The organism is Pseudomonas taetrolens (genome assembly GCF_900475285.1).
Lineage (GTDB): Bacteria > Pseudomonadota > Gammaproteobacteria > Pseudomonadales > Pseudomonadaceae > Aquipseudomonas > Aquipseudomonas taetrolens.
This window is the reverse complement of record NZ_LS483370.1, coordinates 2,759,797-2,780,668: the sequence shown is the minus strand read 5'-3', so window position 1 is coordinate 2,780,668 and position 20,872 is coordinate 2,759,797. Positions and strand designations below refer to the sequence as shown.

At 60.8% G+C, this 20,872-nt stretch carries 14 protein-coding genes and 1 tRNA gene; 7 read left to right on the top strand and 8 right to left on the bottom strand.

Annotation, left to right across the window (positions count from 1 at the left end):
• The first annotated feature begins 7 nt into the window (after positions 1 to 7).
• The 4 genes from DQN55_RS12665 to DQN55_RS12650 all read left to right on the top strand — a co-directional run bounded on the left by DQN55_RS12665 (position 8) and on the right by DQN55_RS12650 (position 3,987).
• On the top strand, positions 8 to 1,924 hold the full coding sequence (locus DQN55_RS12665; protein ID WP_048382142.1) for a phytase: 1,917 nt from the start codon (positions 8 to 10) through the stop codon (positions 1,922 to 1,924).
• A gap of 88 nt (positions 1,925 to 2,012) precedes the next feature.
• A complete protein-coding gene (tolQ, locus tag DQN55_RS12660; protein ID WP_048382143.1) occupies positions 2,013 to 2,723 on the top strand; it encodes a protein TolQ in 711 nt (236 codons plus the stop codon).
• Between the two features lie 14 nt (positions 2,724 to 2,737).
• On the top strand, positions 2,738 to 3,184 hold the full coding sequence (gene tolR / locus DQN55_RS12655) for a protein TolR (RefSeq protein ID WP_048382144.1): 447 nt from the start codon (positions 2,738 to 2,740) through the stop codon (positions 3,182 to 3,184).
• On the top strand, positions 3,181 to 3,987 hold the full coding sequence (locus tag DQN55_RS12650) for a TonB family protein (protein ID WP_048382145.1): 807 nt from the start codon (positions 3,181 to 3,183) through the stop codon (positions 3,985 to 3,987). Before tolR ends, DQN55_RS12650 begins: the two co-directional genes overlap by 4 nt.
• Positions 3,988 to 4,106: 119 nt before the next feature.
• Here DQN55_RS12650 and DQN55_RS12645 read toward each other — a convergent pair whose 3' ends face one another.
• The 7 genes from DQN55_RS12645 to DQN55_RS12615 all read right to left on the bottom strand — a co-directional run bounded on the left by DQN55_RS12645 (position 4,107) and on the right by DQN55_RS12615 (position 11,204).
• Entirely contained in the window at positions 4,107 to 4,478 is a 372-nt protein-coding gene (locus DQN55_RS12645) for a Na+/H+ antiporter subunit G (RefSeq protein WP_048382146.1), read from the bottom strand.
• Positions 4,475 to 4,753, bottom strand: coding sequence for a K+/H+ antiporter subunit F (locus DQN55_RS12640; RefSeq protein ID WP_016780538.1), 279 nt, complete (start codon positions 4,751 to 4,753; stop codon positions 4,475 to 4,477). Before DQN55_RS12640 ends, DQN55_RS12645 begins: the two co-directional genes overlap by 4 nt.
• Complete coding sequence (locus tag DQN55_RS12635) at positions 4,750 to 5,238, bottom strand: Na+/H+ antiporter subunit E (RefSeq protein ID WP_048382147.1); 489 nt, start codon at positions 5,236 to 5,238, stop codon at positions 4,750 to 4,752. Before DQN55_RS12635 ends, DQN55_RS12640 begins: the two co-directional genes overlap by 4 nt.
• Positions 5,235 to 6,920 carry a monovalent cation/H+ antiporter subunit D gene (locus DQN55_RS12630; protein ID WP_048382148.1) on the bottom strand — a complete coding sequence of 562 codons (1,686 nt, stop codon included), beginning with the start codon at positions 6,918 to 6,920 and terminating at the stop codon, positions 5,235 to 5,237. Before DQN55_RS12630 ends, DQN55_RS12635 begins: the two co-directional genes overlap by 4 nt.
• The gene (locus DQN55_RS12625; protein WP_019829081.1) at positions 6,917 to 7,261 is read right to left on the bottom strand and encodes a Na+/H+ antiporter subunit C; all 345 of its coding nucleotides are present in this window, start codon (positions 7,259 to 7,261) and stop codon (positions 6,917 to 6,919) included. Before DQN55_RS12625 ends, DQN55_RS12630 begins: the two co-directional genes overlap by 4 nt.
• Positions 7,261 to 10,167: a monovalent cation/H+ antiporter subunit A gene (locus tag DQN55_RS12620; RefSeq protein WP_048382149.1), complete on the bottom strand. Its 2,907-nt coding sequence runs from the start codon at positions 10,165 to 10,167 to the stop codon at positions 7,261 to 7,263. The genes DQN55_RS12625 and DQN55_RS12620 overlap by 1 nt, the downstream gene beginning before the upstream one ends.
• A gap of 179 nt (positions 10,168 to 10,346) precedes the next feature.
• Positions 10,347 to 11,204 carry a DMT family transporter gene (locus DQN55_RS12615; RefSeq protein ID WP_408634595.1) on the bottom strand — a complete coding sequence of 286 codons (858 nt, stop codon included), beginning with the start codon at positions 11,202 to 11,204 and terminating at the stop codon, positions 10,347 to 10,349.
• Positions 11,205 to 11,369: 165 nt separating this feature from the next.
• On the opposite strand from DQN55_RS12615, the gene DQN55_RS12610 reads away from it, so the two are divergent.
• A complete protein-coding gene (locus DQN55_RS12610) occupies positions 11,370 to 11,933 on the top strand; it encodes a helix-turn-helix domain-containing protein (RefSeq protein ID WP_048382151.1) in 564 nt (187 codons plus the stop codon).
• 159 nt (positions 11,934 to 12,092) lie between these two features.
• On the opposite strand, the gene DQN55_RS12605 is transcribed toward DQN55_RS12610, so the two are convergent.
• Entirely contained in the window at positions 12,093 to 12,524 is a 432-nt protein-coding gene (locus DQN55_RS12605; protein ID WP_048382152.1) for a hypothetical protein, read from the bottom strand.
• Between the two features lie 369 nt (positions 12,525 to 12,893).
• Between DQN55_RS12605 and DQN55_RS12600 the strand changes: the two genes are divergently transcribed.
• Positions 12,894 to 12,967, top strand: a tRNA-Cys gene (locus DQN55_RS12600).
• A gap of 382 nt (positions 12,968 to 13,349) precedes the next feature.
• Positions 13,350 to 20,861: a type I polyketide synthase gene (locus DQN55_RS12595; protein ID WP_048382251.1), complete on the top strand. Its 7,512-nt coding sequence runs from the start codon at positions 13,350 to 13,352 to the stop codon at positions 20,859 to 20,861.
• Positions 20,862 to 20,872 lie beyond the last annotated feature (11 nt).

The following is a 20,872-nucleotide window of genomic DNA, read 5'->3' as shown; positions in this document are numbered from 1 at the left end:
ACGACGCATGACTTTTTTGTTTAAGCGCAAACCCCGGTTGTTGCCTTTGCTGGTGTGCCTGACGGCAGGCAGCGTGCAGGCGGCCGTAGAGATCAGCCCGCCGCTGCTGCGATCGTGGACCGCCAGCAAGGCTCAGGCCCTGAGTTATCTGCCTGCCGGAACCGCCGATGAGCGCCTGGCCGCCAGCAAGCGTGAAGGCCTGTTGTTGCTCGACAAACAGGGCAAAACCTTAAGTCGGGCAACGGGTTCGTTTGTCGGGCTGGACAGCCGGGCATTGGGCGATCAGGTACTGGTCGCCAGTCACGATGAGAAGAAACAACAGGTAGCGCTGTTCAGTGTTAATCCGCAGAGCCATGAATGGCAGTCGCCCATCTACCTGCCGGCGCGGGACTATGCGGTCAATGGCGTGTGCCTGTATCGCGATGAGGCGAACACTATTTACCTGTTCACGGTCGGTGAAGAAGGCAAGGGCGAGCAATGGCTGGTGGCCGCAGACAGCCAGCGCCTGAATGAGCCACGGCTGGTCCGCAGTTTGCCGTTACCGCCGAATGCTGAGTTCTGCCAGGTCGATGACGCGACACAACAGCTTTTCGTCAACGAAGAAAATGTGGGCTGGTGGGCGTATCCGGCTCACGCTGAAGCCGAGGCGTCACGTGTCCCGGTGGCGATGATCGAACCCTTCGGCGAGATCAAGCAAGCCGCAGGTGCCATGGCGCTGGTGCCGGGCGGGTTGCTCGGGCTGGACCCTGAAGCGGCGCAGCTGCACCTGTATCAGCAGCAGGGCAAACGCTGGGTGCCGGTAGCCGGCTTGTCCTTGAAAGGCCTGGTAGAGCCCGAACATCTGGCCCTGCGCCAAACGCCACAGGGCTTGCAGGTGCTGGTACAGGATGGTGACAACAACCAGCTGTTCGAAGGCGCACTGGACTGGAAAGTCACCCCGGTTGCCGTCCCTGCGGCCCTCCCGGTGGTCAGGCCCATCGTACAGACTGACCCGGTTGTCAGCCAGGGTGATGCTGCCGATGACCCGGCGATTTGGTTGCACCCCCAGCAACCGGAGCTGAGCCGGGTGCTGGGCACCAACAAGAAAAACGGTCTGGAAGTCTATGACCTGCAAGGGCACCGCGTGCAGCACCTGCCCGTGGGACGTTTGAATAATGTGGATGTGCGCCCGGGCTTTGCATTGGGGGGCCGCACTGTAGATCTGGCGGTGGCCACCCATCGCGATCACAACAGCTTGAGTGTGTTCAGCATCGACCGTGCCAGTGGTGAAGTGCGGGAGGTGGGTGAGATCGCCACCTCACTCAAGGACATCTACGGCCTGTGCCTGTTCAAGGCGCCTTCGGGCGATATCTACAGCTTTGCCAACGACCAGGACGGGACCTTTGTGCAGCATCGCCTGTTCGCTAAAGGTAGCCGGGTTGAAGGTGAGCAGGTGCGCCAGCTCAAGGTGCCGACTCAACCTGAAGGCTGCGTGGCGGACGACCGGCGCCAGCGGCTGTTCCTCGGTGAAGAGGATGTAGCGGTGTGGGCCGTCGATGCCCGTCCGGACCAGCCTGCCACGTTGAGCAGTGTGATCAAGGTGGGGGACAGGGTGCATGACGACATTGAGGGTCTGGCGCTGTATCAGGGGCAAGGGCACGACTACCTGGTGATTTCCAGCCAGGGCAATGACAGCTATGTGGTGCTGGATGCCGAGCCGCCCTATGCCGTGCGCGGGGTATTCCGGGTGGGGGTGAATGCCGTGGCCGGGATTGATGGTGCTTCGGAAACCGATGGTCTGGAAGTGACTTCGGCCAACCTCGGTGGCCCCTGGAGCCAAGGGATGCTGGTGGTGCAGGACGGCCGCAAGCGCATGCCCGAACAAAGCCAGAACTACAAATTCATCCCGTGGGCCGAAGTCGCCAAGGCATTGCAGTTGCCTTGACCCGGTCATCAAGCGGTCACTCGAATCGATTTCAATTCTTTAACGGCGCCCACCCTTGGCGGGCGCCGCTTTCAGCCAGGAGCGCAGCATGCACGCAACCATGGAACACATGACGATCTGGGGCCTGATCAGCGACGCGAGTTTGCTGGTGAAGGCGGTAATGCTGACCTTGCTGATGGCTTCGATGCTCAGCTGGTTTTTGATTGTGCGCCGCAGCGCCATCCTGCGCCGCAGTGAGCGCGACATTGAGAGCTTCGCCCAGCGTTTCCGTGCCCCTGGCGAGTTGAATAGCCTGTACCGCGATAGCCGTGAGGCAGGCAACGAAGACGCGGGCGCCGAGCAGGTATTTACTGCGGCCTACAACGAGTATGCGCAGCTCAAGCAGCAACCGGGTGTGGATGCAGAAGGTGTGATGCAAGGGGTGGAGCGGGCACTGTATGTCGCCATCAGCGAGCAGGAAATCCGTCTGGAAAAGGGCCTGCAGTTTCTCGCCACCGTAGGTTCGGTCAGCCCCTACATCGGCCTGTTCGGCACTGTCTGGGGGATCATGAACTCTTTCATCGGTTTGTCCCAGGTTCAGCAGGCGACCCTGTCGACCGTGGCCCCGGGCATTGCTGAAGCGTTGATCGCTACGGCCATTGGCCTGTTTGCGGCGATTCCGGCAGTGATTGCCTACAACCGTTTTTCGGCCCGCAGCCAGACCTTGCTGACCCGCTATTACAGCCTCGGCAATGAAGTCCAGATGCGCCTGTACCGCAACCTGCATGCCGGCTCGCGGAACATGGCTGCTGCCGCTTAACAGGGAGTTTGAACATGCTAGCTCGACCGCAGCGCAAACATGGGCCCAAGGCCGAAATGAACGTAGTGCCTTACATCGACGTGATGCTGGTGCTGTTGGTGATCTTCATGGTGACCGCGCCGATGCTGACTCAAGGGGTCAAGATCGAGCTGCCCAAAGTCGCCAGTGAAGCGTTGGTCAATGACAGCCAGCAACAAATCCTGACGTTGTCAGTCAAAGCCGAGGGTGGGTATTACTGGAACCTGGGCAGTGAGCTGGATACCCGGAACCAGACCGACAGCGCACTCAACCTTGAAGAGCTGCAGGCCAAGATCGCGCAGGTGGTGGCGCAGAACAGTGATACCCAAGTGTACATTCGCGCCGACAATGAAGCGGGTTATGGCAGCGTGGTCAAGGCCATGGCGGCCTTGCAGCAAGGGGGAGTCAGCAACCTGGGGCTGGTGACCGAGGCCCCGCAATGAGTACGGCGCTGATGCACATCTCCTCACCGCCCGGGCAACCGTTACGCTGGGCCACGCTGTGGCGCAACGGTCAGGCCCTGGGATTGACCGTGGCTTTGCACGGCGCGGTGGTGGCCTTGCTGGTGCTGGGCTGGAGTGTCGAACACGCTCCGGATCCGGCTGCACCTTCGACGCTGAAGACTCGGCTGGTCATGATGCCCGCCGAGCCCCGGGTGGTTACGCCACCCGCTGATCCTTTACCCGTCGTGCCATCGCCGTCGGAGAGGGAGGCCAGGCCCGAAGTGGTAAAGCCCAGCGTTGACCCACAGCTTCAGGCCCGTCAACTGGAACAGGCCGCCCTGGCCCGCAAGCGGGTTGCGCAGCAAAAACAACGGCGAGAAACGCAACAGCTCGAACAACAGAAAATGGCCCGGCAGCGCGCAGAGCAGCTTGAGGCCCAGCGTCAGCAAGCACAGGCTGACGCGGCGGCCCTGCAGGCGCGTGCTGCCGCTGATAACGCCCGGCGTGCTCAGCAGGCCGCGGCGGCGCTGGACACCCGTCAATACTTGCCTATCAGCAAACAGGCCCCTGACTACCCGCAGCGCGCACTGGACAAAGGCATACAAGGTGACTGTACCGTTGAGTATTCGGTGACACCGCAGGGAAAAGTCGAGAATCCCAAGGTGGTGGGCAGCTGCCACCCGGCCTTTATCCGGCCGTCCTTGATAGCTGCAGCGACCTTCCGCTACCAACCGCGCGTAGTGGATGGCCAGCCGGTCAGCGTGCCGGGGGTACGCAACACCTTTCACTACAAGATTCAGTGAGGGGGAGCCGTTTTCGAGCGGTAAAGAATGGGTGTGAAGCGTTCGACTGGCGTCTGCCCCTCAGCCAGCCCTCTCCCGGAGAGCGTGCTGGCTGAGGGCGTTTGTTTTCTGTGCTCGTGTCAGCTGCCACCTTCGCTGCGTCCGCCGCTGCTGACTTCAGCCGGTACGTCTTCGCCCGCCATGCGTTTGCGGAACAGTGAGGTACGCGCCAGCAAAAGGGTGGTCACCGGCACGGTGATGGACAGCAGGATTGGAATCAGCCATGCGTGAAGCACGAGCGTCGATTTAAGGGCCGAGAAGTACAGGATCGAGGCCAGTGCCACGCCCCAGGCGCCGAGGGTGGAGGCCAGAGCCGGTGGGTGCATGCGCTCAAAGAAGTCTTTTAGGCGTAACAGACCGATCGCGCCGCACAGGGCAAACAGGCTGCTCAGTACCAGTAGCAGCGCCACCGGAATTTCAATCCAGAGAGAGAGCTCGCTGACGGAATTCATTCGATCACCTCGCCACGCAACAGGAATTTGGCCAGCGCAAACGAGCCGACAAAACCGAACAGGGCTATCAGCAATGCACCTTCAAAGTAGGTGTCACTGGCGTAGCGGATCCCCAGCACCAGCATCATCAGCATGGCCAGGATGTACAGGTAGTCCAGCGCCAGAACCCGGTCCTGGGCAGACGGCCCCTTGAAGAGCCGGATCACGGTCAGGACCATGGCCAGGCTGAAGATGAACAGGCTGAGCAGGATCGCATTGGAGAGCAGGGCACTCATTCAAAGATCTCCATCAGAGGGCGTTCGTAGGTGGCCTTGAAGTGCTCAATAAACTGCGCTTCGTCATCCAGGTCGAACACGTGCAGCAGCAGGATGCTGCGGTCCAGCGCCAGTTCCGACCAGATGGTGCCGGGCACCACGGTGGTGATCATTGACAGGGCAGCCAGGCCGTTGGCGTCGTGCAGGTCCAGGGGGATCTTGATGAACCGCGAGCGTGGCGGCTTTTTGCCGGCATTGAGCACGCCCCAGGCGACGGCAATGTTGGAAATCACCACGTCACGACCGACCAGAAAGAACAGCTTGAGAATCACCCCGGGACGTCGAATGCGAATCGGCAATGGTCGCAGCGGGGCCATCATCAGCGGGGCCGCAAAGGCCAGCGCGGCGCCCAGCAGCAGGTTGCCGGCGCTCAACGAAAGGTTGAGCAACAGCCACAGCAGCCACAGCGCAAGGGACAGCCAGGGAGCCGGAAACAGGCGCTTCATGGTTGCACCTCCTGCAGAGCGGCCCTGGCTTCAGGGCTGGGTACCGGGCGCGTGCCAAGTACCGCCATCACATAACGCTCGGGGGTGTTCAGGGTGTCGGCGGCGGCCTGAGTGTAACGCAGCACGGGCTCTGCCTTGAAGGTCAGCACCACGCACAGGCCAAGCAGGATCACGATGGGGATGCATTCGAAACGACGCAGTAGCGGCGAAGGGCGCTCAAGGGGTGTCCAGAAGCGTTGAATGCCCATGCGTGAAAAGGCGATCAGCGATGCCAGGCCCGAGAGGATCAACAGCACCAACAGGCTCCAGGCGCTGCCGGAGATCGGTGCTCCGGTGTCGTTACCCAGGCCCATCGGATTGAGCAGGGCATTGAGCAGGCTCAGTTTGCCAATGAACCCGGACAACGGCGGCATACCGATAATCAACAGGGCGCAGGCGATAAAACTCAGCCCCAGGAACGCCATCGTCCACGGAATGATCAGACCGACCACGGCTTTCTGTTCGTCATCCAGGTTGGTGCCGCGCGGTGGGTTCAATGATTCCATCAGGCTGGGCAGGGGTTCTGCATCGTCTTCAAGGATCGGTTCGTTGGAGGAGCGCGAACGCTCGATCAGCTCGCCCAGCATGAACAATGCGCTCAGGGCCAGCGTCGAGCTGACCAGATAGAACAGGGCGGCAGCGGTCAGGTTGGGTTGGGCGAAACCGACCGCCGACAGCAGGATCCCGGCCGAGACCAGGATGCTCAGGCTGGCCATGCGCTCAAGACGCTGGGCGGCGAGGATGGCGATGGCGGCGCAGACGATGGTCGCCATGCCGCCGTAGATCAGCCAGTCGCTGGCAAAGTAGGCCGAGGCCCCGGCCTGACCGGAAAACAGCAAGGTCCATAACCGCAGCACGGTGTAGATCCCGACTTTGGTCATGATCGCGAACAGCGCGGCAACTGGTGCGCTGGCCGACGAATAGGCCGGTACCAGCCAGAAGTTCAGCGGCCACATGCCGGCCTTGGCCAGGAAGGCGATGGCGAGAATGGCGGCACCGGCGTGCAGCAAGCCGCGATCAGCTTCCGGCACCAGGGGGATTTTCAAGGCCAGGTCGGCCATGTTCAGGGTTCCGGTGACACCGTAGATCAAGGCCGCACCAATCAGGAACAGGGACGAAGCCAGCAGGTTGATCGAGATGTAGTGCAACCCCGCCGAAACCCGCGCCTTGCCCGAGCCGTGGAGCATCAGCCCGTAGGAAGCGGCCAGCAGCACTTCGAAGAACACAAACAGGTTGAACAGGTCGGCTGTCAGGAAGGCCCCGTACAGGCCCATCAGCTGGATCTGGAACAGGGCGTGAAAGCTGGCCCCGGCACGGTCCCAGCGGGCCATGGCGAACAGCAGGGCGCAGCTGGCGATGATGCCGGTCAGGACCAGCATCAGCGCAGCCAGAGGATCGACCACCAGGGCAATCCCGAAGGGCACTTGCCAGTTGCTGGGCAGGTACACGCCAATGGCTGCCGGTGTGCTCTGCTGCTGGGTCCACACCAGCAGCAACACGGCAATGCCGAGGCCGAGCAGGGTCGAGACCAGATTGATCCGAGCTTTCAGCGGTCGGTGTTTTTCCCCCAGCAACAGCATGCAGGCGGCGGTCAGCAGCGGTAACAGAATGGGCGCGACGATCAGATGCGGCATCAAATTCATTCTTTAGGCTCCCGGCCATCTACGTGGTCGGTACCGGTCAGGCCCCGGGAGGCCAGCAAGACCACTAGAAACAGCGCGGTCATGGCGAAACTGATGACGATGGCGGTCAGAACGAGCGCCTGGGGCAGCGGATCGGTGTAATTGAGCAGGTCCTGAGGCACGCCGTTCTTGATCACCGGCTCCTTGCCGATAAACAGGCTGCCCATGCTGAAAATGAACAGGTTGACCCCGTACGACAGCAGGCACAGGCCCATGACTACCTGAAAGGTCCGTGGACGCAATACCAGCCAGGTGCCTGAAGCGGCCAGAACGCCGATAGCGATAGCGATGACTTCTTCCATCAGGAGGCTCCAGTCTTGTTTTGAAGAGCGGGTCGATGGGCGCGCACGGACTGGTGAGCCAGTGCAGTCAGGATGAGCAGGGTGGCACCGACGACCACCGCGAAGACGCCAATGTCGAAGAACAGGGCGCTGGCGACATGAATATCGCCCAGCAACGGCAGGCTGAAGTGTGCGGTGTGAGTGGTCAGGAACGGATAACCCAAGGGAATCGCGCCCAGGCCGGTGAGTGTGGCGCACAACAAACCGGTGCCCATCCAGCGCAAGGGACGCAGGCTCATCTGGGCTTCAACCCACTGTGTACCGGCAACCATGTATTGCAGGATGAACGCCACCGACATCACCAGGCCGGCAACAAATCCGCCGCCCGGCTGGTTGTGACCGCGCATGAACAGGTACATCGATACGATGAAGGCCACTGGCAGCAGCAGGCGCACCAGCACCGCCGGCACCATCATGAATCCCAGTGCGGTATCGCTGGCGCTGCGCGGGTTGACCAGATCGGTGACCACGTCCTTGGCCAGCAGGCGCTGCTGGGCCGGTAGCTCCATGCTTTCCTTGGGCGGGCGGAAGCGGCGCAGCAGGGCAAATACAGTCAGTGCCACGGCGGCCAGTACGGTGATTTCACCCAATGTGTCGAAACCCCGGAAATCCACCAGCATCACATTCACCACATTGCTGCCGCCGCCTTCCGGCAGGGCACGGCTGAGGTAGAACGAAGAGATGTCGTTGGGAGTCTGACGAGTCAGCATTGCGTAGGACAGCAACGCCATGCCGCCGCCGACGGCAAAGGACAGCAGCAAGTCGCGCAGGCGACGGGTCCGTGCCTTGCGCAAGGTGCCGGGCAAGGGCGAGACGTCTTCGATCCGGCGTGGTAGCCAGCGCAGGCCCAGCAGGATCAGCACGGTGGTCACGACTTCGACCACCAGTTGAGTCAGGGCCAGGTCAGGTGCCGAGAACCAGACAAAGGTCACGCAGGTCATCAGGCCGCACACGCTGACCATGGTCAGGGCCGCAAGCCGGTGATATTTCGCTTGCCAGGCGGCACCCAGCGCACAGGCAATCGCCAGTAGCCAAAGGGTGACGAATACGATCGACCCTGGGATTTTCGGCCGGTCGCCCCAGGTGAGAACGCTGTAGAGCATCGGGATCAGACCGGCAATCACGGCGGCCAGGATCAACAGGAACAGCTGGGTTTGCAGGCGCTGAGTACTGATGCGTCGCTCGATCCGGCGCGCGCCGCGCATGATCACCACCAGGCTGCGCTCGAAAAAGCGCTTGCCGTCGAAGTAGCGGGTCAGCGGCGGCCGCGGGAAGCGCCCGAGCTTGAGCTGCTTGCGCAGCAGGACATAGAGCACGATGCCGCCCGACATGGCGATCAGGCTCATGATCATCGGTGCATTCAAGCCGTGCCAGATGGCCAGGCTGTATTCCGGCAACTCGCCACCCACCACCGGTTGCGCGGCGGCCGCCAGCAACGGACCGATGGTGTGTGCCGGGAAGATACCTACCATCAGGCAGGTGAACACCAGCAGTTCAACCGGTGCGCGCATCCAGCGCGGCGGCTCGTGCGGGGTATGCGGCAGGTTGGTCGCGGGTGGACCGAAGAAGACGTCCACAGTAAAGCGCAAGGCATAGGCCACGCTGAATGTGCCGGCGATGGTCGCGATCACGGGCAGGGCGATTTCAACCCAGGCCGTGGAGTTGATGAACACGGTTTCGGCAAAGAACATCTCTTTGGACAGGAAACCGTTGAGCAGCGGCACCCCGGCCATCGAAGCGCTGGCGACCATGGCCAGGGTTGCGGTGTAGGGCATGAGCTTGAACAGGCCGCTGAGCTTGCGGATATCCCGGGTGCCGCTTTCGTGGTCGATGATGCCCGCGGCCATGAACAGGGACGCTTTGAAGGTTGCATGGTTGAGGATGTGGAACACCGCGGCGACCGCGGCCAATGGGCTGTTGAGACCCAGCAGCAGGGTAATCAGGCCGAGATGGCTGATGGTCGAATAGGCCAGCAGGCCTTTGAGGTCATTTTGAAACATCGCGCAGTACGCGCCGAGTACCAGGGTGCAGGCGCCGGCACCGCTGACAATCCAGAACCACTCTTCACTGCCGGACAATGAGGGCCACAACCTGGCCAGCAAGAAGACCCCGGCCTTGACCATGGTTGCCGAGTGCAAGTAAGCCGATACGGGCGTTGGTGCGGCCATCGCGTGGGGCAGCCAGAAGTGAAACGGAAACTGCGCGCTTTTGCTCAGGGCGCCGATCAGGATAAGGGGGAGCAAAATCGGATACAGGCTGTGTGCGCGGATTTGATCGCCGGCCGCGAGCACTGTATCCAGATCATAGCTGCCGACGACATGGCCGAGCAGCATGACCCCCGCCAGCAGACACAACCCCCCGGCGCCCGTGACCATCAGCGCCATATAAGCGCCGCGTCGAGCGTCCGAACGGTGGTGCCAATAACCAATCAGCAAGAATGAAAAGAGGCTGGTGAGCTCCCAGAAGAAAACGATCTGAATCAAATTGCCTGAAAGCACGAGGCCAAGCATGGCCCCCATGAACGCCAGGAAAAACGCGAAGAACCGCGGCACCGGGTCTTCGGGTGACATGTAATAGCGCGCGTACAGCGACACCAGCGTGCCGATGCCAAGCACCAGTATGGAGAACAGCCAGGCGAATCCGTCCAGGCGCAGGACGAAATTCAAGCCGAGACTGGGCAGCCACATGAACTCTTCGCGAATCACGCCGCCATGGGCTATTTGCGGGTAGAGCAGGGCTACTTGAACGGTACCGATCAGTGCAATCAGACCGGCCAACAGTGATTCACTGTTGCGGGCGTTGTGCGGCAAAACAGCCGCCAGACAGCTGCCGATAAAGGGCAGAAGCAGTAGAACTATCAGGGACATAGGCTTCTAATCTGCAGGAGTTTGTGAGCGATCATACGTGGCCGTTAGTGGATCACCAACAACGAGTCTGCAGAGGAATCCTACAAAATGTGTGCAACCCGTTGCTGCGTGTTCCGGTTTCGTCCTTGTATGAACGCTCCTGAATATGATTTTTCACATGGCAGGTCAGGGCAGTGGCTTTAGTCGCTGGCTTCGTCGCCTAGCCTTTCCTGATCGGCGGCGAGGGGCTTACCCTTGGTTTTTAACTCACTGACGATCACCGCTGCAACAATCAAGGCCGCCCCGAGCAAGGCAATCCCTGGCAGCCGCTCGCCCGCCAGACGCCCGGCGATGCCGGCCCATACCGGCTCACCTGCGTAAATCAGCGTGGCCCGAGTGGGGGATACGCTTTTTTGCGCCCAGTTCATGGCAACTTGAATCACCGCACTGGCGGCACCCAGCCCTACCGCACTGGCTAACAATAGCCATGAAAAGTCGGGTATGGCTTCTTGTGTCGGCACAATCATCAAAAAAGCCAGAATCGAGGCCGTACTCAGTTGCACCACGGTGACCCTGCGCACATCCACCTGGCCGGCATAGGCGCTGATCAGAATGATTTCTGCGGCGATGGCAATGGCGCTGACCAGCGTGGCGATTTCACCCGGGCTGAACTTCAGCGACGCGCCGCCAGGCCCGGATAACAGCATCAGCCCGGTAAACGCCAGAATAATGCCCAGGCTTGGCATCAAACCGGGGCGTCGCCCCAGGACCAGCCATTGCAGCAACGGTACAAAGGGGACGTAAAGCGCAGTAATAAAAGCAGACTGGCTGCTTGGGATGGTTTGCAAGCCAATGGTTTGCAGCCCGTAACCGAGCATGATCGAGACACCGATGAACATCCCGGCCTTTAACTCGAGCAGCGTAATGCCACGCAAACTGCGCATCGAAAAAAGCGCGACGATACAGGCCGCCGCGGCAAAGCGAAGGCCGACAAAGAACATTGGCCCGCTGGCCGTCAGCGCATGTTGCACCAGCAAAAAGGTGATGCCCCACACCATGGTGATCAGCACCAGTACGCATTCCGCTTTGCTGAGGCGGGAACTCAAAGACAACAGTCTGGAAAATTTCAAGGGCGTCGCAACCTTGCGCACTGGGTTAAGGGGGACGCACAATGCGCCAAAGCTGAGCAGTATACTGCGCAGTCCCATAAGGTGAGCAATATAGTGCCCAAAGAAAATTCACAACGCGCCTCGGTCTTGCAGCATGTCAGCCAGAACGTCCGGCGCTTGAGGCAAGCGGCGCAACTCAGTCAAAGCGCTCTGTCCGAATTGTCCGGTGTCAGTCGGCGGATGCTGGTGGCGATCGAGGCGGGTGAAAAGAATGTCAGCCTGAGCACGCTGGACCGGGTCGCCGAGGCCCTCAATGTCGCGTTCAGTGATTTGATCCAGGCGCCAGGTTCGCCTGATCCCAGCCGGATCAATGAAGTGGCGTGGACGGGTGCCATTGCCGGGAGCAAGGCCGTGTTGCTGGCCAAAGCCGTCGCTTGTCGCGAGGTTGAGCTTTGGGAGTGGACGCTGCAGCCGGGCGAGACTTATTTCTCGCAAGCGGATGCCGAGGGCTGGAATGAGCAGCTCTACGTGTTTGACGGTTGCTTGACGTTAGTGATCGACGATCAGGTACTGACATTCAGCGCGGGCGAATTCTATATGTACGCCAGTGACAGGCCGCATGCTTACCGCAATGACGGCGAGCGTGCGGTACGCTTCATTCGCAATGTGGTGATTTGACGGCAGGTGGCGGGACACGCGTCCCGCCGAACCCGCTGGGCGATCAATCGGTCGCTCGTAACCCTGGCAAATCATCAGGGCTTTGCCAGGGCAGGGCATGTGCTGACTGGGGAATCAGCCCGAGCGACCTCAGGCGTGCCGCCGGGTCAACGATTCGACTTAGCGAATGGTCTTGATCGTACCTTTGCTACCGGTCACGGTCACATTGACCTTCTTGAAGATGAAGTAGTCTTCAACTGAAACGGCGTAGCGTGGAGCGACGATCAGATCCGAGCCCGAGCTCTTGACTGCTTTATAGGCAGCGGCAGCCTTGGTCGCCGATACCGGATCCGGCAAGCTGAAGGCGGGTGCCGGGCCGCCGTAAGTCACGCCGTCCGCGAACTCGCTGTCGCCGCTGATCTTCAGCACGCCAAACAAGATATTCGAGGACGATTGCCCGGTAATTTCGCTGCCCACTTCAATGTTGGCTTTCAGATCAGCAGTCACCGTGCCGGCGATCGGAGCATTGGGCTGGCTTACGTTGTGGCTCATGCAGCCGCTGGTTGCCAAAACTACTGCAGCGACAGCGGCAGTCTTCCATATCGTTTTCATCATAAAGCTCCAATAAGTTCGTCAGTCCGTTCGTTAACGGCGGCGAGACTGTACGTGAGCATCTCTGGCGAAGAAGTCGGCCAAATCTTCTGATGGCGAGGGCATAAGTAGCACAAGCGGTAGGACGCTTGATTGCTTGGCGAAGGATAGTGCTCTAGCGCAGACAGGCCGGAGCATTCAGCGGCCCTCGGCATTCACTAAAAATTATTAGAATTCAGGGGGTTGCCAGCTTCCATGATCTAGTACATAATGCGCGCCATCAGCCCGGGCAGCCACCTGAAGTGCTGATGAATCAAAGGCTTGCAGCGATAGAGTCGCCGAGCAAAGTTTCTTGTTTTTGATGTTTCTAATGAAGCCTCAAGCACAATTGGCCGAATAGCAAAATGGTTATGCAGCGGATTGCAAATCCGCCCACGCCGGTTCGATTCCGGCTTCGGCCTCCACATTCAAAGCCCCGCAGATTAACGTCTGCGGGGCTTTTTTGTGGGCGCGGGAAAGTCAGGGGGCCACGCTTCAGCGGGTGGAGTCTCGTGTCCAGGGGGGCTTTCGTCACTCTGTAGCGTGTCACTGGGCAGTAAGTCGCCGTGTGGCGCTCAAGACATTTTGCCTCATGGCCTAGATCGCGTATTATTCCGACACTAAATATAGGCATTTCCTAAGACAATTCGGCAATAGACCTTATTCGTCACGTGTACGCAGCAAGTCAGTCGCAGATACATCGACAACCTCCAGGTGACGCTTAACAACTTGCCAGCATTTAACCCGCTCGGCATGCAGCCATCGACAGGATGGGATGGTGGTCATGAGTATTTTTAAGGAATGGTTTTGACAAAACGTAGACAGGTAGCAATTGTTGGTAATTCTTTCCGTTTTCCCGGTTCCACGGCCAGCAGCTTCTGGCAGAACCTGATGGAGGGGCGCGACCTGGTGACTCAGGTCGATGCCTCGCGCTGGGAACATGCCGAGTTTCTACACCCTGACAAAGCCAGTCCGGCCACCACGTATACCTTCGCCTCGGGCTCTCTGGGCGATATAACCGCTTTTGATGCGGGTTTTTTCAGTATTTCGCCGCGCGAAGCCATGATGATGGATCCGCAACAGCGCATGCTGCTCGAAATGTGCTGGGAAACCTTCGAAAACGCCGGGGTTAAACCGTCCAGCCTGCGCGGCAGCAACTGTGGCGTTTACTTGGGTATTGCCAGCGTCGAGCAGGCCTACCGTGTGGTCGATGACATGGCGTCCATCGACGCGGCCACGGCCACCGGCAATACCATGAGTATTGCCGCCAATCGTCTGTCCTTCTTTTACGATCTGCGTGGCCCCAGCATGGCCATCGACACCGCGTGTTCGTCCTCACTGGTGGCCTTCCATCAGGCGTGTCAGGCGATTCTCAGCGGTGATATCGATCAGGCCGTGACCGGCGGCATTAGCCTGCACATGCATCCGTTCGGTTTCATGATTTTTGCCAAGGCCTCGATGTTGTCGCGTACCGGGCGTTGCCAGTCGTTTGACCAGAACGGTGATGGCTATGCGCGTTCGGAGGGCGGTGGACTGTTCCTGCTCAAGGACTACGATCAGGCGCTGGCGGACGGCAACCCGATTTTGGCCGTGGTAGCGGCCAGTGCGGTCAATACCGATGGCCGCAAGTCGAGCCTGACGCTGCCCAGCGCTGAAGCGCAGGCGGCGCTGCTCAAAGGCATCTACGCCAAGGTCGGTATCGACCCCTCGCAGCTGGACTACCTCGAAGCCCATGGCACAGGCACCGCAGTGGGTGACCCCATTGAGAGTCGTGCCATTGGTGAATCATTGGGTCAGGCCCGCGGGGCGGGTAACCCGCTGCCGATAGGGTCTGTCAAAAGCAACATGGGGCATCTCGAGGCGGCATCGGGCGTGGCGGGGTTGATGAAGGCCCTCAATTGCCTGAGTGAGCGGATGGTACCTGCGACCATCGGCGGCGATGCACTCAACCCGACGATTCCGTTTGCCGACCTCAACCTGCAGGTGGTTACCGCCAATCAGCCGCTCAAGGCTGAAGGGCAACTGACTGTCGGTATCAACTCTTTCGGGTTTGGTGGCGCCAACGCTCACGTTATTTTGCAAAGCGCCGAGCCGCTGGCCGTCTCGCGCGCGTCAACACCTGGCCGCCGTCTGCCGTTGATGCTCAGCGCCAAAGACGCCGACGGCCTGCGTGCAACCGCTCAGGATTACGCTGAATATCTGGCGTCCAGGCCGGAAGCCGATTTTTACGACGTGGCCTATCAGGCCCTGTTTCGCCGTGATGCCCACAGCCATCGCTTGCTGCTGATTGGCTCCGATTGTGCCGAAGCTGCGCAAGCGCTGGCCGACTACGCCCAAGATCCGAGCCTCAGCGAATTGAGCTCCGTGGTCGAAGCCGGTCAGGCGCTGGACAACGCTCAGGGCCCGGTCTTTGTCTACTCGGGCAACGGTTCGCAATGGCAAGGCATGGGCCGGGCGATGCTCGGCGACCCGGTGTTTGAAGCGGCCGTGGCCGAAGTCGATGCACTGTTCCAGCCGTTGGCCGGTTATTCGCTGCGGGCTGAACTGTCGGGCGAAAACGGCGACGACCGTTATGTGCGTACCGAGATTGCGCAACCTGCGCTGTTTGCCTTGCAAGTTGCAGTCACCCGCGTGCTGGTGGCGCAAGGTTTTCATCCATCCGCGGTGATCGGGCACAGCGTCGGCGAAGTCGCGGCCGCCTGGGCCAGCGGCGCCCTGAGCCTCGAAGACGCGACCCAAGTGATTTTCCATCGCAGTCGTCTGCAAGGGCTGACCCGGGGTACTGGCCGTATGGCCGCCGTCGGCCTCTGCGCCGAAGCGACCTCGGCAGTGCTGGTGGAACTGGGGCTGGAGCAGTTACTGGTGATCGCGGGCGAAAACAGCTCCCGTGGCGCCACGGTGGCCGGTCCGCTTGAAGCGTTGACTCAACTGGAGCAAGTGTTGAGCGAGCGCCAGGTGTTTATCCGCTTGCTGGACCTGGACTACGCGTTCCATTCCCCGAGCATGAACCCTATAGAGCAGCAAGTGATTGCTGATCTGGCGCACATCCGTCCGCGCAGTACCACATTGCCGTTTTATTCCACTGTGGTCGGCGCCCAGCTGGAGGGTGAGCGTCTGGACGGCCACTACTGGTGGCAGAACATTCGCATGCCGGTGTTGTTCCAGGGTGCGATGGATGCACTGGTGGCGCAGGGCTTCAACCTGTTTGTCGAGGTGGGCCCGCACCCGATCCTGCGCTCCTATGTCACGGATGCACTGACCAGCGCCGAGCGCTCCGGCCAAGTGATTGCGACACTGTTGCGCATGGATAACAGCGTTTTCCTGCTGGAGCGCAGCGTTGCCAAACTGCTGATTGCCGGTGCGCAACCACAGTGGCAAACGCACTTTCCGGTCACCGGGCGCCATGTAAAGCTGCCGAACTACAGCTGGCAGCGCGAACACTTCTATCTGCCGGTCAGCGCCGAGTCGCTCGGGGTGCTGCAACGCAAGCGCGTGCACCCGTTGTTGGGCCACTTGCTGCCTGATCGTGCACTGACCTGGGAAAACCGCCTCGATACCCAGGTGTTCCCTAGCCTGGGCGATCACAAGGTCGGTGAAGCGGTACTGTTTCCGGGCGCTGGCTTTAGCGAGCTGGCACTGGCGGCGGCCTTGCAGCATCAGCCGGGTGAGTTCGTCGACATCGAAGAACTGGAAATTCACAACCCGCTGCTGCTCAGCCATGACGGCAGTAAAAAAATCCGGATCAATATCGAACCGGCTGATGGCACTTTGCATATTGCTTCCCGTGGCCTGGCCCAGCACGAAGAATGGGTACAGCACGTGGTGGCGCGGCTGCCCGGTGAAGCTCGAGGCGTGATGCTGGGCGGGCGTGCACCGGCTTTGCCGTCGCGTCCGGCGGACTTTACCGGTGCGCAACATTTGGCGCTGACCTGTGCGGTGGGCCTGAACTACGGCCCGGCTTATCAAACCGTCGCGGCAGTGTGGGTCGAGCCGGCGCGCATCCTTGCGCAATTGAGCGTTCCCGAGGTCATCCGCCCTGAAATGGACGACCTGTATGTGCACCCGGCGTTGCTGGATGGCGCGTTCCAGCTGATTACCGAATTGCTGGTGGGCCAGCCCGGCACGAACAAGGGGCTGGCGTTTATTCCGGTGAAACTGGGACGCATCGCCTACGCCAGGGCGGGCGGCGTGCCATGCCTGGCGGAAGTGCGCCAACTCAAGCGTACCGAGCATTCATTGCTGGTGGATTTCACCCTGTTCGACGCCACTGGCGCTGCCGTGTTGTCGATAAAGGACGCGCGCTTTCGCGGTGTGCGTCTGCAGCGTGATCGCAACGGCGATATCAAACACATGGCACATGTGGGCCTGGCTGCTCCCGGTCAGGTCACCCCCGTGCAGCGTGAAGCCATCGGCAGCACGCCGCTGCTGCCGCATTTCCAGACGCTGGCCGATGAGCCTGTGCAGTTGTGCTACCTGAACGAAGTCGAGCCGTTGCTGGATGTGTTGTGCACAAGCTTTGTGCAGGACCTGATCGAGCAAGCGGGCGGTCAACTGAGTGCAGAGCAAATTGACCTCTGGTCGCAACAGGAGGGCGTTTCCAGCCACTACCTCAGCACCTTGCTGCGTCTGGGCCTGGAAGACGGCAGCCTGAGCCGCGATGCCAATGGCTGCGTGAGCGTTGTCGATGCTGCTGAGCGTCCTTCCAGCCAAGCCATTTGGCAAGAGCTGTTCCAGAGCTACCCGGAACATTTCCAGCTGATTCATTCGGTGGGCCGCATCGGCCGCCATTTGCAGGCATTGCTTAACGGGGAACAAACCCTTGAGCAACTGCTGCCCCGCGAAACCAGTGGCGCCAACCTGGTGCGTCTGGTGCTGGGTGCAGTGGGCCAGCAACGTTTGTTGGCCGGTGTGCGCGATACCCTTGCGCAGCGTTTGGCAGCGTTGCCTGACGGCCAGCGCCTTCGGGTGCTGGAACTGGGTCTGGGCGGGCCGTCGTTTGCCGAGTCGCTGTACGCCGGGATCGATTTTGATCGCGTCGATTACACCTATTGCGTAGCGGAGCCGGAGTTGGCGCAGATGCTGCGCGTTGATTGCCCGGCGCTGAACCTGATTGATTTCGCGCAACTGAGTGCTGCCGGCAACTTTGACTGGGTGCTGGTGCCCAGCGATCTGGCGGCTCTGGATACCGTGGGCGAAGCACTGCGCCAGGCCGGTAGCCATCTCAACCCGCATGGCGAAGTGGCGCTGCTGGCCCAGCACCCTGCGCGCTGGGCCGACTTTGTGTTCGGTGCCCAGAGTGACTGGTGGCTGGCAGGTCCGGAACAGGCATTGTCGCGCCAACAGCGCCCGTCGTTCTGGCAGGTAGAGCTGCAACGCCACGGTCTGAACCTGACCCATACCCTTGAGGCCTTGCCGGGCAATGCCTGTGGCAGTTATCTGTTGCTGGCCGGCAAGCTCGACAACACGGGCAGCGTTGCACCTGAAGTCACCGTGCAGCACTGGGCGTTGCTGGCGCAAGCTCAGCACGCGGGCGCAGAGCAACTGGCCTACGCCTTGCGCGAGCAAGGGCAGACGGTGAGCCTGCTGGTGCCGGGGGATGTTCAGGCGGTGGCGCAGCAATTGCTGGCGCTGGATCAAGCCCCTGATCATGTCGTGCATATGGCCGGTCTTGATGCGGCACACGGTCTGGACGCACAGGGTGCCCGCTGCATGCAGGCGGCTGCGTTGGTCCAGGCGTGCGAATCGTTGGGCATGGCCCCGACGTGCTGGCTGCTCAGCCGTGGTGCGGCGGGTCACTGGTACGGTGCCGAACCTGCGACGGATGTGGATGCCATTGCCGATGCGGCCTTCTGGGGCTTTGGCCGAACCCTGGCCAATGAATCCGCCAACTGCCGCATCCGCCTGCTGGATCTGGCACTCAACGCACCTTTAGTCAGTCTGATCCCGGCGCTGTTGCATGCCGATGCCGAGACCGAGATGGCCATCACGGCTGACGGTCAACGCTATGTGCCGCGTCTGCGGGTGCTGGCGGAACGGGCCCAGCCAGTTGACGCCAAGGACAGCCGAATCAGCCTGGGCTTTGACCTGCCGGGTCAATTGCGCAACCTGCGTTGGGAAGTGCGCGATCCAAGTGTGCCGGCGGTAGATGAACTGGACATTGCCGTACGCGCCACGGGCCTCAACTTCCGCGACGTGATGTTTGCACTGGGGCTGTTGTCCGATGAAGCCATCGAGAACGGTTTCTCTGGCCCGACTCTGGGTTTCGAATTTTCCGGTGTGGTGCAAGGCAAGGGCGCTGAAGTCTTGGGCGATTTTGCCCCCGGCGACCGGGTCGTAGGCTTTGGCCCCTGCAGTTTTGCCAACCGTCTGGTGACCAACGCCAACGCCGTGGCGAAAATCCCGACTGGGATGTCGTTCGAAGCGGCCGCGACTATTCCGAGTACGTTCTTCACCGTGTACTACGCGTTGCATTATTTGGCGCGTCTGGAGCCGGGCGAGAAAGTCCTGATCCACGGTGCTGCGGGCGGTGTCGGTATTGCCGCAATTCAAATCGCCAAATGGTGCGGTGCCGAGATCTATGCCACCGCTGGCAGTGACGAGAAACGCGATTTCCTGCGCCTGCTGGGTGTTGAGCACATCTTCGATTCCCGCTCGCTGGCGTACGCCGATGAAGTGCTGGAGGTGACTGGCGGACGGGGTGTCGACGTGGTGCTCAACTCGCTGGCAGGTGAGGCGATCAACCGTAACCTGCGAGTCCTTAAACCGTTCGGCCGCTTCCTGGAGTTGGGCAAGCGCGACTTCTACCAGAACACCCGTATTGGTTTGCGGCCGTTTCGCAATAACATCAGTTATTTCGGCATCGACGCCGACCAGTTGATGAGCGAGCGCCCGGACCTGACCCGACGTTTGTTCGGGAACATGATGGAGCTGTTCGAACAAGGCATCCTGCACCCGCTGCCGTTCCGCGAATTCGACGCCAACCAGGTGGTCGAAGCGTTCCGCTACATGCAGCAGGCCCGTCAGATCGGCAAGATCGTCGTGACCTATGGCAACCCCATCGAGCACTTGGTGGAAACCCGTGTCCAGCCAGAAAAGGCGCTGCAACTCAGTGGCGAAGCGACTTACCTGGTCACGGGCGGGGTGGGTGGCTTTGGCTTGCGTACCGCGCAGTGGCTGGTGGACAAGGGCGCACGGCACCTGGTGCTGCTGGGTCGCCGTGGCGCGGCCAGTCTTGAGGTTCAACCAAGCCTTGCCGTGTGGCACGCGCAAGGTATTGATGTGCAAGCAGTGGCGTGTGACATCACTGATGAAGTGCAACTGCGCGGTGTCTTTGAGCGCATCGCCGCCAGTCCGTACCCGCTACGGGGCTTGGTGCACGCGGCCACCGTCATCGACGACAGCCTGATCCGCAATCTCGACGCCGAGCAATTGCAACGGGTGCTGGAACCCAAGGCCAAAGGTGCACAATACCTGCACCAACTGACCCGTGAGCTGGCGCTGGACTTCTTTGTGATGTTCTCTTCGGCCACCACACTGTTCGGTAACCCTGGACAGGCCAACTACGTGGCGGCCAACCATTGGCTTGAAGCGCTGGCGCGATATCGCCGTGCTCAAGGGCTGGCGGCAACCGCCGTGCTGTGGGGCGCGATTGACGATGTCGGCTTTCTGGCCCGCAACGAACAGATCAAGGATGCGCTGCAAAGCCGTATGGGCGGCGCTGCGTTGCGAGCCGAAGTCGCGTTGTCGCACCTGGAGCAGATGTTGCTCAACGGCGATGACGGTACCGGCGTGCTGGAGCTGGAATGGAAAGCCTTGTCGCGTTTCCTGCCAAGCGCCGCGTCCCCGCGTTTCCTGGAGTTGGTGCGCGCTCACGGCGGAGATCAGGAAGACGACAACGACGCCGAAGACATTCAACGCATGCTCGTCGAGCTGGACGATGACCAGCTGCTGGAGCGTTTTGCTGAACTGCTCAAGCACGAGGTGTGTGAAATTCTGCGCCTGCCGGCATCGCGCCTGGATACACAGCGGCCGTTGCAGGAGCTGGGGCTGGACTCATTGATGAGTGTCGAGCTGATCGTGGCCCTGGAAGAGCGCTTTGGCGTTCGCCTGCCGGTCATGGAACTCAGCGAAAGCTCCAGCATTGACAAGCTAAGCGTGCGTATTTTGAGCCTGTTGCGTGGTGAGGCGTCGGCCAACGAGTCGTCGGCACCTGCAGCGATGGCTGAAAGTGTCCTGGCTCGTCACGGCACGCACATGACCCAGGAACAAGTGGCCGAGCTGACCGAAAGTGTCGCAACACCTAACCGTTTGATTCAGTGAGTGATACCTGC